This window comes from Intrasporangium sp., assembly GCF_032907665.1.
Lineage (GTDB): Bacteria > Actinomycetota > Actinomycetes > Actinomycetales > Dermatophilaceae > Intrasporangium.
Genome location: NZ_JAJJPG010000097.1, coordinates 1 through 14,322, shown reverse-complemented (window position 1 = coordinate 14,322; position 14,322 = coordinate 1). Strand labels below are relative to the sequence as shown.

At 71.7% G+C, this 14,322-nt stretch carries 16 protein-coding genes; 13 read left to right on the top strand and 3 right to left on the bottom strand.

The window, feature by feature from the left end:
- On the top strand, nt 1-1,131 hold a 1,131-nt coding region (locus tag LOY02_RS13840; RefSeq protein WP_317182945.1), incomplete at its 5' end, for a sigma 54-interacting transcriptional regulator.
- Between the two features lie 65 nt (nt 1,132-1,196).
- A complete protein-coding gene (locus LOY02_RS13835) occupies nt 1,197-3,248 on the top strand; it encodes a VWA domain-containing protein (protein WP_317182944.1) in 2,052 nt (683 codons plus the stop codon).
- 12 nt (nt 3,249-3,260) lie between these two features.
- Here the strand turns inward: LOY02_RS13835 and LOY02_RS13830 are convergent, their stop codons facing one another.
- Both LOY02_RS13830 and LOY02_RS13825 read right to left on the bottom strand, forming a co-directional pair.
- Entirely contained in the window at nt 3,261-4,091 is an 831-nt protein-coding gene (locus LOY02_RS13830) for a fused MFS/spermidine synthase (RefSeq protein WP_317182943.1), read from the bottom strand.
- Between the two features lie 44 nt (nt 4,092-4,135).
- Complete coding sequence (locus LOY02_RS13825; protein ID WP_317182942.1) at nt 4,136-4,936, bottom strand: GNAT family N-acetyltransferase; 801 nt, start codon at nt 4,934-4,936, stop codon at nt 4,136-4,138.
- 22 nt (nt 4,937-4,958) lie between these two features.
- Between LOY02_RS13825 and LOY02_RS13820 the strand changes: the two genes are divergently transcribed.
- From LOY02_RS13820 to purM, 9 genes are all read left to right on the top strand, one after another.
- Entirely contained in the window at nt 4,959-5,855 is an 897-nt protein-coding gene (locus LOY02_RS13820; RefSeq protein ID WP_317182941.1) for an LLM class flavin-dependent oxidoreductase, read from the top strand.
- A complete protein-coding gene (locus tag LOY02_RS13815) occupies nt 5,855-6,247 on the top strand; it encodes a sterol carrier family protein (protein ID WP_317182940.1) in 393 nt (130 codons plus the stop codon). The genes LOY02_RS13820 and LOY02_RS13815 overlap by 1 nt, the downstream gene beginning before the upstream one ends.
- Nucleotides 6,248-6,316: 69 nt before the next feature.
- Nucleotides 6,317-7,258 (top strand): ABC transporter ATP-binding protein, encoded by a 942-nt coding sequence (locus tag LOY02_RS13810; protein WP_317182939.1) that lies wholly within the window; start codon nt 6,317-6,319, stop codon nt 7,256-7,258.
- The gene (locus LOY02_RS13805; RefSeq protein WP_317182938.1) at nt 7,251-8,144 is read left to right on the top strand and encodes an ABC transporter permease; all 894 of its coding nucleotides are present in this window, start codon (nt 7,251-7,253) and stop codon (nt 8,142-8,144) included. The genes LOY02_RS13810 and LOY02_RS13805 overlap by 8 nt, the downstream gene beginning before the upstream one ends.
- A gap of 2 nt (nt 8,145-8,146) precedes the next feature.
- Nucleotides 8,147-9,004, top strand: a complete 858-nt coding sequence (locus LOY02_RS13800; protein WP_317182937.1) for an ABC transporter permease — start codon at nt 8,147-8,149, stop codon at nt 9,002-9,004.
- Between the two features lie 290 nt (nt 9,005-9,294).
- The gene (locus LOY02_RS13795; RefSeq protein WP_317182936.1) at nt 9,295-9,537 is read left to right on the top strand and encodes a hypothetical protein; all 243 of its coding nucleotides are present in this window, start codon (nt 9,295-9,297) and stop codon (nt 9,535-9,537) included.
- Nucleotides 9,538-9,553: 16 nt separating this feature from the next.
- Complete coding sequence (gene thpR / locus LOY02_RS13790) at nt 9,554-10,123, top strand: RNA 2',3'-cyclic phosphodiesterase (protein ID WP_317182935.1); 570 nt, start codon at nt 9,554-9,556, stop codon at nt 10,121-10,123.
- A gap of 93 nt (nt 10,124-10,216) precedes the next feature.
- A complete protein-coding gene (gene purF, locus LOY02_RS13785) occupies nt 10,217-11,779 on the top strand; it encodes an amidophosphoribosyltransferase (protein ID WP_317182934.1) in 1,563 nt (520 codons plus the stop codon).
- Nucleotides 11,780-11,802: 23 nt separating this feature from the next.
- On the top strand, nt 11,803-12,924 hold the full coding sequence (purM, locus tag LOY02_RS13780) for a phosphoribosylformylglycinamidine cyclo-ligase (protein ID WP_317182933.1): 1,122 nt from the start codon (nt 11,803-11,805) through the stop codon (nt 12,922-12,924).
- 160 nt (nt 12,925-13,084) lie between these two features.
- Here purM and LOY02_RS13775 read toward each other — a convergent pair whose 3' ends face one another.
- On the bottom strand, nt 13,085-13,279 hold the full coding sequence (locus LOY02_RS13775; RefSeq protein ID WP_317182932.1) for a DUF3073 domain-containing protein: 195 nt from the start codon (nt 13,277-13,279) through the stop codon (nt 13,085-13,087).
- 307 nt (nt 13,280-13,586) lie between these two features.
- Here LOY02_RS13775 and LOY02_RS13770 point away from each other — a divergent pair, with 307 nt between their 5' ends.
- Both LOY02_RS13770 and LOY02_RS13765 read left to right on the top strand, forming a co-directional pair.
- Nucleotides 13,587-13,775, top strand: a complete 189-nt coding sequence (locus LOY02_RS13770; RefSeq protein ID WP_317182946.1) for a BldC family transcriptional regulator — start codon at nt 13,587-13,589, stop codon at nt 13,773-13,775.
- Between the two features lie 102 nt (nt 13,776-13,877).
- Complete coding sequence (locus tag LOY02_RS13765) at nt 13,878-14,318, top strand: VOC family protein (RefSeq protein ID WP_317182931.1); 441 nt, start codon at nt 13,878-13,880, stop codon at nt 14,316-14,318.
- Nucleotides 14,319-14,322: the final 4 nt, after the last annotated feature.

Below are 14,322 nucleotides of genomic sequence, written 5' to 3'. Positions count from 1 at the left end.
CTCGACGAGTGGACGCCGGTCATCGCCGGAGCCGAGCTGGGCGAGCACCCCTACGAGCCGATCACTCCGGGCTCCCGGCGGCGCGCCGCGGAGCTGGGCGACGACCTCCCGGTGGCGTGGCGGCATCGCGACGAGCGCTACTCCGAGAAGCTCGCGACCCCCGACACGTCGGTCGCCGACCTCGTCGGCGACGTCGACCCGATGAAGGTCGCCGAGGGCCGGTCGCTCGGCGACCCCGAGACGATCCACTTCGGCCTCATCCCGCGCAGCCACCGCGGCATCGTCGCCATCAACGAGCTGCCCGACCTCGCCGAGCGCATCCAGGTCGCGATGCTCAACGTCATGGAGGAGCGCGACATCCAGATCCGGGGCTATGTCCTGCGGCTGCCGCTCGACGTCCTCGTCGTCGCGAGCGCCAACCCCGAGGACTACACGAACCGGGGCCGGATCATCACCCCGCTCAAGGACCGGTTCGGGGCCGAGATCCGCACGCACTACCCCGTCGCGATCGAGGACGAGATCGCCGTCATCCGGCAGGAGTCGCGGCTCCAGGCCGACGTGCCTGACGCGCTCGTCGAGGTCCTCGCCCGGTTCGCGCGGCACCTGCGCGAGTCGAGCGCGGTGGACCAGCGGTCCGGCGTCAGCGCCCGGTTCGCCATCGCCGCCGCCGAGACGATCGCCGCGGCAGCCCGGCACCGCGCCGCCACTCAGGGCGAGGACGACGCCGTGGCCCGGGTCGTCGACCTCGCCGGAGCCGTCGAGGTGCTCGGCGGCAAGGTCGAGTTCGAGACCGGCGAGGAGGGGCGCGAGAAGGACATCCTCACCCACCTGCTCCGCACGGCAATTGCCGAGACCGTCGCGCGGCACTTCCGCGGGATCGACTTCGCGCTGCTCGTCCAGGCGATCGAGGAGGGTGCGCTCGTGTCGACCGGGGAGCAGGTGTCGGCCCGGGACTTCCTCAGCGGGCTGCCCGTCCTCGGCGAGTCCGAGCTCTACGACGAGGTGTGCGAGCGCTTCGGTGCCGTGGGCGAGGGGCAGCGGGCGAGCGCGCTCGAACTCGCCCTCGAGGGGCTCTACCTCGCCCGCAAGGTGGGCAAGGAGTCGAGCGGCGGAGAGACGGTCTATGGATGAGGCGGCGACATGAGGACCTGGGGATGAGGACCCGGACATGAGGACCCGGACATGAGGACGTGGGCATGAGGACGCGATACGGCCGCTACACCGGAGGCCCGGACCCTCTCGCGCCGCCCGTCGACCTCGCCGAGGCGCTCGAGGCGATCGGCGAGGAGGTCATGTCGGGTCGCTCGCCGGAGCGGGCGATGCGGGAGTTCCTCCGTCGTGGCGGCCGCGACCAGCACGGCCTCGACGACCTGGCCCGCCGGGTGGCCGAGCGCCGGCGCGAGCTGCTCAGCCGCCACAACCTCGACGGCACGATGCAGCAGGTCCGCGAGCTGCTCGACCGGGCCGTCCTCGCCGAGCGCAAGCAGCTCGCGCGGGACCTCGACGACGACGCGCGGTTCGCCGAGATGCGGATCGGCAACCTGCCTCCGTCGACGGCAGCCGCCGTGAGCGAGCTGTCGGACTACCCGTGGCGTTCGTCCGATGCCCGCGAGGCCTATGAGCAGATCAAGGACCTGCTCGGGCGAGAGCTGCTCGACCAGCGCTTCGCCGGCATGAAGCAGGCGCTCGAGGGCGCGACCGACGAGGACCGGCAGCGCATCAACGAGATGCTCGACGACCTCAACAACCTCCTCGAGGCCCACCGCAACGGCGAGCCGACCGACGACCTCTTCCGTGACTTCATGGACCGGCACGGCGACTTCTTCCCCGAGCAGCCGCAGGACCTCGACGAGCTCCTCGACGCGCTCGCCGAGCGATCCGCCGCGGCGCAGCGGATGCTCAACTCGATGACCCCGGAGCAGCGCGAGGAGCTCCTCGCCCTCTCCCAGCAGGCGTTCGGCTCAGCGGCGCTCATGGACCAGCTCGGCCGGCTCGACGACAACCTCCGCGCGCTCCGGCCGGGGGAGGACTGGGGCGGCAGCGAGTCCTTCCAGGGCGACCAGGGGCTCGGCCTCGGCGACGGCACCGGGGTGCTCCAGGACCTCGCCGACCTCGACGACCTCGCCGAGGCGCTCTCCCAGTCCTACGAGGGCGCGCGGCTCGACGACCTCGACCTCGACCAGCTCGCCCGCCAGCTCGGGCCCGAGGCCGCCGTCGACGCCCGCACCCTGGCCGAGCTCGAGCGGGCACTGCGCCAGAGCGGCTACCTGCGTCGCACGTCGGACGGGCAGCTCACCCTCTCGCCGAAGGCGATGCGGCAGCTCGGCAAGGCCCTGCTGCGCGACGTCGCCGACCGGATGTCGTCCCGTCCCGGGCAGCGCGACCAGCGGCAGGCCGGCGCGGCAGGAGAGCTCTCCGGCGCCACCCGCGAGTGGGCGTTCGGCGACACGCAGCCGTGGGACGTCACCCGCACCGTGACCAACGCGGTCCTGCGGACCGTCTCCGGGCCCGCGCGCGAGCCCGCCCCCGACGAAGGGCGCGCGGCAGATGGAAGCCGGCCCAGCGGCATACGACTCGATCTTCGCGACGTCGAGGTGGCCGAGACCGAGTCGCGGACGCGGGCGGCGGTGGCCCTGCTCGCCGACACGTCCTTCTCGATGGCGATGGACGGGCGCTGGGTGCCGATGAAGCGCACCGCGCTCGCCCTGCACCACCTCATCCGCACCCGGTTCCGCGGCGACCACCTCGAGCTGATCGGCTTCGGGCGCACGGCCCGCACCATGGAGATCGAGGAGCTCACCGCGCTGGATGCCTTGTGGGACAAGGGAACCAACCTCCACCATGCCCTCCTTCTCGCCAACCGGCACTTCCGCAGGCACCCCAGCGCTCAGCCCGTCCTACTCGTCGTCACCGACGGCGAGCCGACGTCGCACCTGACGTCGTCGGGGGAGACGTGGTTCAGCTACCCGCCCTCCTCGCTCACCATCGCGCACACGCTCCGGGAGCTCGAGGCGGCCGGCCGGCTCGGCGCCCGGACGACGTTCTTCCGGCTCGGGGACGACCCCGGCCTGGCCCGCTTCATCGACCAGATGGCGCGGCGGGTCGACGGTCGCGTCGTCGCCCCGGAGCTGGACGACCTCGGAGCCGCGGTGGTCGGCAGCTACCTCGGGTCCCGGGGCCCGTCCGGCTACGGGACCTATCGGAGTGCGTTCGGCGACTGGTGGGGCGAGCGCGGCAGCTGGGTCTAGCGGGTCGGGTTCTCAGACGATTCGCCAGCCGCGGGTGTCGGGGGCCGGCGGGCTCGGCAGCCCCGCGTCGTCGAGGGGCTTGGCTCCGGCGATGAGCCGGTCGAGGTCGCGGCCGACTCGGAGACCGGTGGGGAGGTGGGCGCGGGCGACCTCCCGTCGCAGGGTGTCCTGGGGGAGCGGCCGGTGGCTCGCCACGACGACACTGTTGCCGAAGCGTCGCCCCTTGAGCACCTCGTGCGTGGCGATGAGTGCGACATGGGGCAGCGCGACGCGAATGGTCGCGAGCATCCTTGCGACATAACGCATCCCGGGCTCGTCGGCGAGGTTCCACAGGGCCGTGCCGCCAGGGGTGAGCACCCTTGCCACCTCGTGGACGTATGCCGCCCCGCCGAGCTCCGCGGGAATCCGCCCTTCCGCGTAGGCATCGTTCACCACGACGTCGGCCGAGTCGGTGCCCAACGCGCGGACTCCCGTCAGCCCGTCCTGGGCCCGCACCCGGATGCGGTGGCGGCGGGGGAGCGGGAGCTCGCGGCGGACGAGCTCGGTCAGGCCCGCGTCCGGCTCGAGGACGATCTGCGGCGAGCCCGGCCGGGTCGCCTCCACCCAGCGCGGCAGGGTCAGTCCGGCACCGCCGACGTGGGTGACGGCCAGGGGCGCGGGAGCCGGAGGGCTGCAGACGTCGATGGCGAGGGCGAGGTGCTGGACGTACTCGAAGGCGAGCAGGGTCGGGTCGTCGAGCTGCACGTGCGACTGCGGCGCGCCGTCGACGTGCACGGTGACGCCGCCGCGCTCGTCGCGCTCCAGGCTGATCCGCTGGGCCGTCCCTTCCGACCTCTGGGGCATCTGGGATCGGGGCATCTGGGGTCGGGGCATCTGGGGTCGGGGCATCAGACGTCGAGGACGAGCTGGCGCTGCTCGCCGTAGCGCATGAAGCCGATCCGTCGGAGGATCGGCGAGGACGTGTCGACCCGCCCGTGCGTCAGGCCGAGGGTGGCGCCGGCCGCGCGGGCGATCCGGAGTCGCGCGGCCAGCACGGCGCGATAGGCCCCTCGGCCGCGCAGCGACTCGTGGGTGCCGCCGCCCCAGAGCCGGCAGACCTCGTCCACGACCGTCCAGCCGCCGACGCCGGCGGGCTGCCCGTCGACGTAGGCGACGACCACGCCCGTCGCGTCGTCCTCCAGCCCCGGCGCGAGGTCGGCCAGGGCCCGCCTGAGCTGGTCCTCGGTGTGCTCCACGCCGCCGAAGGCGCTGCGCTCGACGACGTGCGCGTCCCGCATCGACTGGAGGTCCCGGACCCGCTTCAGCTCGATCCCCGCCGGCACCCCGATGGCGGGAAGGTCGTCGTCGAGGGGCAGCGCGAGCACGTCCCTCCGCTCGACGACCACGGCTCCACGGCCCCGGAGCTCGGCCTCGAGACCGGCGGGGCGCGACGCGTCCGAGACGTGCCACCAGAGCCGGTGACGGCCGAGGCGCCGCGCGACCTCGTGCACCTCGTCGACGAGGTCCGCGGGCGCGCGCTCCGAGCCGAAGACCCGCGCGCCGGTCGGGGTGAGCAGGTGCTCCGGGTAGGCGACGACGAGGTACTCGTCGGTCCGCACGTGCGGGGCGCCCGGAGGCACCCACGACCACTCGTTCGCGGCGGTGAGCACAGCGTCGGCGTCCCAGCCGGTGCGCGCATTCCCTGTCACACCGACAGGCTACGGTCGGGGGATGCGATTCGGTCTGGCGATCCTCCCCGAGCACCCGTGGTCGGCCGCCGAGGCGATGTGGCGCGAGGCCGATGCGATGGGCTTCGACCACGCGTGGACCTTCGACCACATCACGTGGGCCGGCCTGCCCGAGTCACCGTGGTTCGGGGCCGTCCCGACGCTCGCCGCCGCTGCGGCCGTGACGAGCCGGATCCGCCTCGGCACCTTCGTCTCCTCGCCCAACAACCACCACCCGGTGCAGTTCCTCCGTGAGGTCCTCGCCCTCGACGACATCTCCGCCGGCCGGTTCATCCTCGGCATCGGGACCGGCGGCGACCTCGACGCGCAGATCACCGGCGAGGAGCTGACCCTGCGGGACCGCGTCGCACGCTTCCACGAGTTCGCGCACCTGCTCGACCGCCTGCTCACCGAGGAGCGCGTCTCGTCCGAGGGCCGCTTCTATGCCGCCCGCGACGTCGTCACCCGTCCCGGCCCGGTGCGCGCGCCGGAGGGACCGGGCGCGGCCCCGCCCAACCGCGTCCCCCTCGTCATCGCCGCCAACGGGCCGAAGTCGATCCGCCTCGCCGTCGAGAAGGGCGAGGGCTGGATGACCTACGGCGGCAAGGCAGAGACCGACGAGCAGTGGTGGGGCCTCGTCACGACCCTCAGCCACGCGGTCGACCAGGCACTCGACGCGGCAGGACGTGAGCGGCATACGCTCGCTCGTTACCTCAACATCGACGCGGGGCCGACCTTCGCGCTGCACAGTGTCGCTGCCTTCGAGGAGGCCGTGGGCCGCGCGGCCGAGCTCGGCTTCACCGACCTCATCACCCACTGGCCGAGGGTTGAGGAGCCCTTCCGGGGTCAGCGCGAGGTGCTCGACGCCGTGGTCGCCGACGTCCTCCCGCGGTGGCGCTGATGCCGCCGCGCCGACGCGTTCCGGTCGCCGCCGGGCGAGAAGCCCTTGCCGTATGCCGCTCAGCCGGCTTCGCGGCAGACCGTGACCACACTGCCACGGCAGTCCGCTTCACCCTCGAGGAGCTCGCAGTTGTGGCGCCGGGACGAACTGTCGAGGTGCGGGTGCCGCCCCATGGCGCGGCCCAGTGCGTCGAAGGTCCGGTGCATCGCCGCGGGACCCCGCCGAACGTCATCGAGACCGATCCGGCGACGTGGCTCGCCCTCGTCACCGGGGACCTGGCGTGGGAGGAGGCCGTCGACACGGCACGGGTGCGAGCGAGCGGCCAGCGTGCCCACCTCGAGGGGCTGCTGCCGCTCTTGCCACCCGGACCTGACCCGGAACAAACCGATTGATGGTGGCCATCAGCGTTCGACACACTGACGAGAGTGACGAGTCAGCCTTCAGTCGACACACTCGGTGACGTGACCAGGGACAGGCCGAGCGAGCCGATCGTCGTCGCCCGCGGGTTGACGAAGGTCTACGGGCAGACGCGTGCGGTGGACGGCATCGACTTCGAGATCGCCCGGGGTGAGTCGTTCGGCCTGCTCGGGCCCAACGGCGCCGGGAAGTCGACGACGATGCGGATGATCGGGGGAACCCTCCAGCGCAGCGGCGGCACGATGAGCGTGGCCGGACTCGACCCGGCCGTGCGCGGCCCGGAGGTCCGCGCGCACCTCGGCGTCGTCCCGCAGCAGGACAACCTCGACGAGGAGCTGTCGGTCCGCGACAACCTCATCATGTACGGCCGCTACTTCGGCCTGCCCTACTCCTACCTGCGCGCCAAGGCCGACGAGCTGCTCGAGTTCGCCCAGCTCACCGAGCGGGGCAAGGAGAAGGTCGGCTCGCTCTCCGGCGGCATGAAGCGGCGCCTGACGATCGCGCGGTCCCTCGTCAACGAGCCGAGGGTGCTGCTCCTCGACGAGCCGACCACAGGCCTCGACCCGCAGGCCCGGCACGTCCTCTGGGACCGGCTCTTCCGGCTCAAGGAGGTCGGCGTCACCCTCGTCGTGACGACACACTTCATGGACGAGGCCGAGCAGCTCTGCGACCGACTCGTCGTCATCGACCACGGCCGGATCATGGCCGAGGGGACCCCGCGCCAGCTCATCCGCGAGCACTCCACCCGCGAGGTGCTCGAGGTCCGCTTCGGCGCCGACCGCAATGCGGCCGTCGTCGCGCAGCTCGAGGACATCGGCAGCCGCATCGAGGTGCTGCCCGACCGGATCCTCGTCTACACCGACGACGGCGAGGCGGCCCTCGAGGCCGTGACCGCACGTGGCCTGAGCCCCGTCACCTCGCTCGTGCGCCGCGCCTCGCTCGAGGACGTGTTCCTGCGCCTGACGGGTCGGAGCCTCGTTGACTGACCACACGAAGGCTCACCCGGCCACGGTGGACCGTGCGCCGGTCGCTGACCTCGGCCGCCTCGCTGCCTCGGGCCGGGTTCCCGCGCCCGAGGTGATGGCCGGCCGCGCCCGCCGCTGGGGCTGGTGGTACTTCGTCGAGTCCTGGCTGCTCGGGTCGAAGGCGTGGGCCGTCTCGATCCTGCTCTACATGGTCGTCATGCCGCTGCTCTACCTCGTCGCGCTCGGCCTCGGCCTGGGCAACCTCGTCGACAGCGGCGCCGGGTCGGTCGACGGCGTGCCCTACCTCGTCTTCGTCGGACCGGCGCTGCTCGTGAGCACCGTCGTCATGTCGGTCGGCGGCGAGCTCACCTATCCCGTCATGGCGGGTTTCAAGTGGCAGCGCCTCTACTACGGTCCCCATGCGACCCCGGTGACGCCGGAGCAGATCGCGGTCGGCCAGCTCGTCGGCGTGATGATCCGCTTCGTCGTGCAGGCCGCGATCTTCTGGGCGCTCCTGCTCATCTTCGACGCCGCGCCGAGCGGCTGGTCCTGGCTCGTCATCCCGATTGCCGTGCTCACCGCAGCGGCCTTCGGCGGCCCGCTCCAGGCCTACGCTGCGACGCTCGAGGACGAGGGCTACCAGTTCGCCTTCGTCCAGCGGTTCGTCATCATGCCGATGTTCCTCTTCGCCGGCACCTTCTTCCCCTTGTCCGTCATGCCGCTGGCGCTCCAGTGGATCGGCTGGGTGTCGCCGGTGTGGCACGGCACCCAGCTCGCGCGCCAGGCGACCTACGGGGCAGCCGAGCCGCTCTGGCTCACCCTGACCCACGTCATCGTCCTCGTCGCGATGGCCGCGGCCGGCGTGCTGGTCGCCCGCCGCGTCTATGCACGACGGATGGGGAGCTGACAATGACCGACGCGACGCGAAGCCCGGGCTCCGTCTCCGCGCCTCCCGCCGGGTCCCAGTCCGGGTCCCAGTCCGGGTCACTGTCCGGGCTTTACGGTCGCAACGCGCGTGCCGTCATCGAGCGCGGCTTCAAGGTCATCAAGAACCAGAACTGGGCCGTCATGGTCTCGGGCTTCTTCGAGCCGGTCTTCTACCTGCTCGCCATGGGCCTGGGCCTCGGCGGCCTCGTCGGGACAGTCACCGGGCCCGACGGGCAGCCGATCGCCTACGCCGCCTACATCGCCCCGGCCCTGCTCGCGACGTCGGCCATGAACGGCGCAATCTACGACTCGACGTGGAACGTCTTCTTCAAGCTGCGGTTCGCCAAGCTCTACCAAGCCATGCTGCAGACCTCGCTCGGCCCCATGGACGTGGCGCTCGGCGAGATCTTCATGGCTCTGTTCCGCGGGTTCCTCTACGCCGTCGGCTTCATGGTCGTCATGCTCTTCATGGGCCTGGTCGTCTCCCCCTGGGCCGTGCTGATGATCCCGGTCGCGCTGCTCATCGCCGTGGGGTTCGCCAGCCTGGGCATGGCCGTGACGAGCTACCTCAAGAGCTTCCAGCAGATGGATGTCGTGCAGGTGTTCATGCTGCCGATGTTCCTCTTCTCGGCCACCCTGTTTCCCATCGACGTCTTCCCCACCGCGATCCAGTGGTTCGTCCAGGCGATGCCCCTCTGGCACGGCGTGGAGCTCATGCGCCACCTCGCGGTCGGCCACCTCGAGGCAGCAACGGCGGGGCACGCGCTCTACTTCGTCGTCATGTCCGTGCTCGGGGTGTGGTTCACGGCCAGCCGGCTCCGCGCTCTCTTCCTGCGCTGAGCCCGCCAGCCGGGACGGGGGTGGCCGCGCCGGCCGCCACGGGATGGCAGGGACGCCCAGCGCGGCATCGACGGCATCGGGCGGGCGCCGGTCGTCGGGGTCGGCCTGCGGTCCACGCCGAGCCGATCGACGACCACGACCTGGGGAGTCCTGCCCTGGTTCCGCACGAAGCGGGCACCCGGCGCCTTGTCGTGGTAGTCCAACGGCCCACCCTGACCAGCGGTGAGGCTCAGCGGACGACGGCGGCAGGCAGGTGCTCGGCGCCTGTCTCGGTCGCCTAGGCTGAAGGGGTGACTCAGCCGCCCGACCGGATCCCCAACTACAAGCGCTTCCTGCTCACCGGGGCGTTCCTCGGACTCGCGGTCGGCGTCTGGTTCGGCCTGCGTGAGCCCGGCGGTCCGAGCTACAACCAGACGGTGCAGTACTCCATGAGCACTGCCGTCCTCTTCCTCGGCGCCCTCGGCGCCTTCCTCGGCGCGGGGATCGCCGGGCTGATCGCGATCCTCCTCGATCGCTCCGGGCGCGAGAAGTAGCCGCCGCCCATCACCGATGCGTCTCTTCGTCGCCATCGTGCCGCCCGACGAGGCCCTCGACGACCTCGCCGAGCACGTCGAGCCCCGTCGGCTCGCAGACGAGCAGGGTCACTCCGACCTGCGCTGGACCGACCGCCACCAGTGGCACGTCACGCTGGCCTTCCTCGCGGACGTCCCGGACTGGCGCCTTGACGACGTCACCGCCGCGGTCGCGGCGACGGCGGCGCGACACCGCGCGCCGCTGCTTCGCCTCTCCGGCGCCGGCGCCTTCCCCAACGCCTACGGGGCGCGGGTGCTCTATGCCGGGGTGGAGGAGGTCCGCGGCGACCTCAGGAGGCTGGCGAGCGGCATACGGACCGCGTGCAACGGAGCTGGCGCCACGCCCGACGGCACCCGCTTCCACCCGCACGTGACGCTGGCGCGCTTCCGACGGCCGACCGAGGCGACCCGCTGGATCCGGGCGTTCGAGGCCCACGAGGGGCCGGTGTGGCAGGCGACAGAGGTCGCCCTCGTCGAATCACACCTCGGCCAGGGCCGCGGGCACCGGCCGCGCTACGAGGTCGTCGCCCGGGCTGCGCTCTCCTGATCCTGCGCCGGCCCCACGGCCGCCCTCGACGCGCCCGCTGCGGGCGGTGCAGCCGGGGCGGTGTGGGCCCACACCGTGTGGGAGACTCGAGCAGTGGCACGCGGCGATGGGCGACTGACCCTAGACCTCCTTCCCGGCGAGAACGGCCCTCAGGACGCCTGCGGGGTCTTCGGCGTGTGGGCCCCCGGCGAGGAGGTCGCCAAGCTGACCTACTTCGGGCTCTACGCCCTGCAGCACCGGGGACAGGAGTCGGCCGGCATCGCGACCGGCGACGGCGAGAAGATCCTCGTCTACAAGGACATGGGTCTGGTCTCCCAGGTCTTCGACGAGGGCGCCCTCACGTCGCTGCGCGGTCACCTGGCCATCGGCCACACCCGCTATTCGACGACGGGGGGCTCGACGTGGGAGAACGCCCAGCCGACCCTCGGTGGGTCAGCCGGGCGGACCATCGCACTCGGGCACAACGGCAACCTCATCAACACCGTCGAGCTCAAGGCGATGGTCGACGACCACTTCGGCGCCACCCGGGTGACCGGTGAGCTTGCACGCGGCAACACGTCCGACACCGCTCTCGTCACGACTCTGCTCGCAGCCGACCCCGACAAGACACCGGAGCAGGCGGCGCTCGAGCTCTTCCCCAAGCTGCGCGGCGCCTTCTGCTTCGTCTTCATGGACGAGCACACGCTCTATGCCGCCCGCGACCCGTGGGGGGTCCGGCCCCTCGCCCTCGGCCGACTCGAGCGAGGCTGGGTCGTCGCCTCCGAGACCGCGGCCCTCCAGACGATCGGCGCGTCCGTCATCCGGGAGGTCGAGCCCGGTGAGCTCATCGCCATCGACGAGGACGGCCTGCGCACGCACCGCTTCGCAGAGGCCCAGCCCAAGGGCTGCGTCTTCGAATACGTCTACCTGGCCCGGCCCGACGCCGTGATCCGGGGCCGGGTCGTCCACGAGGCTCGGGTGGAGATGGGACGGGCGCTCGCGCGCGAGCACCCCGTGGAGGCCGACCTCGTCATCGGCGTCCCGGAGTCCGGTGTGCCTGCCGCCGTGGGCTACTCGCAGGAGTCGGGGATCCCCTTCGGCCAAGGTTTCGTCAAGAACGCCTACGTCGGACGCACCTTCATCCAGCCGTCCCAGACCCTGCGCCAGCTCGGCATCCGGCTCAAGCTCAACGCCCTCGAGCACACGATCCGGGGCAAGCGCCTTGTCGTCGTCGACGACTCGATCGTCCGCGGCAACACCCAGCGCGCCCAGGTGCGGATGCTGCGCGAGGCCGGCGCGGCTGAGGTGCACGTGCGCATCTCGTCACCCCCGGTCCAGTGGCCCTGCTTCTACGGCATCGACTTCGCGACCCGTGCCGAGCTCATCGCGACCGGCCTCGGGGTCGAGGAGATCCGCGCTTCCATCGGGGCCGACTCGCTCGGCTACATCTCGGAGGACGGCATGATCGCCGCGACGGACCAGTCGCCCGACGAGCTGTGCTCCGCATGCTTCACCGGGCACTACCCGATCGACCTGCCGGAGGACGGCCACATCGGCAAGCACGTCCTCGAGACGCTCCCGCTCACCGTCCGCACCGGGCACGACCGCTCCGTCGACGTCGAAGGGGTCGCCCTCGGCGTGAACGGCGGCGGCGCGAACGCCCTCCAGCACCCCTGACCGGGGTCGCTAGGGTTGGGGCCGTGACGAGCGAGCCGGGCAACCCGATCACCTACGCCTCCGCCGGAGTCGACGTCGAGGCGGGTGACCGGGCCGTCGAGCTGATGAAGGAGTCGGTGCGGCGGGCCACGCGTCCGGAGGTCCTCGGCGGGCTGGGTGGCTTCGCCGGGATGTTCGACGCGAGCGCGCTGGCCGGGATGACCCGTCCGGTCCTCGCCTCGAGCACGGACGGGGTGGGCACCAAGGTCGCCATCGCCCAAGCCCTGGACAAGCACGACACGATCGGCTTCGACCTCGTCGGCATGGTCGTCGACGACATCGTCGTCTGCGGCGCCGAGCCCCTCTTCATGACCGACTACATCGCCACCGGGAAGGTCGTGCCGGAGCGGATCGCGGCGATCGTCGGTGGCATCGCACGGGCCTGCGAGGAGGCCGGCGTGGCGCTCGTCGGTGGGGAGACGGCAGAGCATCCGGGCCTGCTCGAGCCGGACGAGTACGACGTGGCGGGTGCGGCCACCGGTGTCGTGGAGTATGCCGCTGTGCTCGGTCCCCAGCGGGTGCGTGACGGTGACGCCGTGGTCGCCCTCGCGAGCAGCGGGCTGCACAGCAACGGCTTCAGCCTGGTGCGCCGGGTCATCGCGGCCGCCGGATGGGCCCTCGACCGCCACGTCGACGACTTCGGGCGGACCCTCGGCGAGGAGCTGCTCGAGCCGACCCGCCTCTACACCAGGCCGCTGCTCTCGATCATCGGCGACGCCACCGTGGAGCTGCATGCCCTGAGCCACGTCACCGGCGGTGGGCTCGCGGCCAACCTCGCCCGCGTGCTGCCGCCAGGGCTGTTCGCCCGCCTCGACCGGTCGACGTGGACGCCGCCCCCCGTGTTCCACACCATCCAGCGCCTCGGGCAGGTCCCGCGCGCCGACCTCGAGCGCACGCTGAACCAGGGCGTCGGCTTCGTCGCCGTGCTCCCCGAGGCCCACGTGGACCGAGCGATCGAGCGGAGCGAGCGCAGCGGCATACGGGCCTGGCGAATCGGTGAGGTCAGCGCAGAGGACCGCGCCACGGTCGCCGAAGGTGTCGAGGTCGTCCGCGGCGCCAAGGGCGTCGACGGCGGCGCGGTCCAGGTCGTCGGCGAGCATCCCTGACCTGGCTCGCTGCCCACTCGGCCAGAAGGGACCCCGGGGACGGGCCCCGTGCTGACGGGTCGGCGAACACGCCCGGGTCCTTCGGGGCCCCCGGGCGTGACCGATCGCGGGTCGGGTCGAGACCCGACACACGAGGTGAAGCGGAAGGGGAGTGACGAGCTCAGCGCTCGCCGGCTACCCACTTCCCGTAGTCGTCGTACTCGTCTTCGTCGGCGGACGGTGACTCGTTGTCACTGTCGCGCTGAGACGAGCCGTGCAGCTCTCGCTCCAGCGCGCTCAAGTCCGTGTCAGGCGTGTAGTACTTGAGCTGCCGTGCGACCTTGGTCTGCTTGGCTTTGGCTCGGCCGCGCCCCATGGCGTGACCCCCTCGTGCGTCGTGCCGGGACGGCATCGCTCGGCGAAGGGCCCTCAAGCTCTCCGTCGTCCGCGTAGCGGCCCCGGGAATGTGTGTGTTCTCGTGGTGCTAACGCTACATGAGCCGAGCAAATCCTGCTCCACCGGCACGCGCGGCCGACTCGCCAGAGGGGGGAATGGGCGGGAATGCGGTTTTGCGCAATCTGCACCCGAGGGTGCCTTGATCGGCCTAACCTGAGTGCAATGAGTCCTGAAGGGGACCATGCGTGGTGTCGCCGCACGAGCGACAGGGTGGTGGGGAAATGACCATGACGACACAGGATCGGCACGAGACCGAGAAACTGTTGACGCCTGCCGAGGTTGCGGCTCTCTTCAGAGTCGACCCCAAAACGGTCACGAGGTGGGCCAAGGCCGGCAAGCTCACCTCGATTCGGACCCTCGGCGGGCACCGCCGGTACCGCGAGTCGGAGGTTCGGGAGCTCCTCGGCGGCCACTGAGCCGAGCGGCGACGTCGGGCGCTGTTGCGGGCTGACGCACGTCGCGTGGCTGGTGCGCCCCGGCACCGGTTCGCTGTCGGTGCGCGGTCCTAGGCTGCGCGCATGACCTCCACTCCTGTCATCACCGCCATCACCCTGGGCGTGCGCGACGTCGAGCGCGCGCGACGCTTCTACGTCGACGGCCTCGGCTTCCGACAGGTCCTCGAGATCCCCGGCGAGATCGCCTTCGTGCAGAGCGCTCCCGGCCAGGTGCTTGCCCTGTGGGACGTCGAGCAGATGCCGACCGAGTACGGCGACGTCGCCCACGGGTCGGTCCCGCCACCCCTGTCGCTCGGCCACAACGTCGACAGCGTCGAGCGGGTGCAGGAGCTCTACGCCGCGGCTCTCGCGGCGGGTGCCACCACGGTCTCTGCGCCCATGGAGCGGGACTGGGGTGGCGCGAGCGCCTGCGTCGCCGACCCTGACGGGTTCCGGTGGGACTTCGTGTGGAACCCGAACTTCCGCGTCGACCCCGACGGCACCGTGCGCATGGGCGACGCCTGACGGG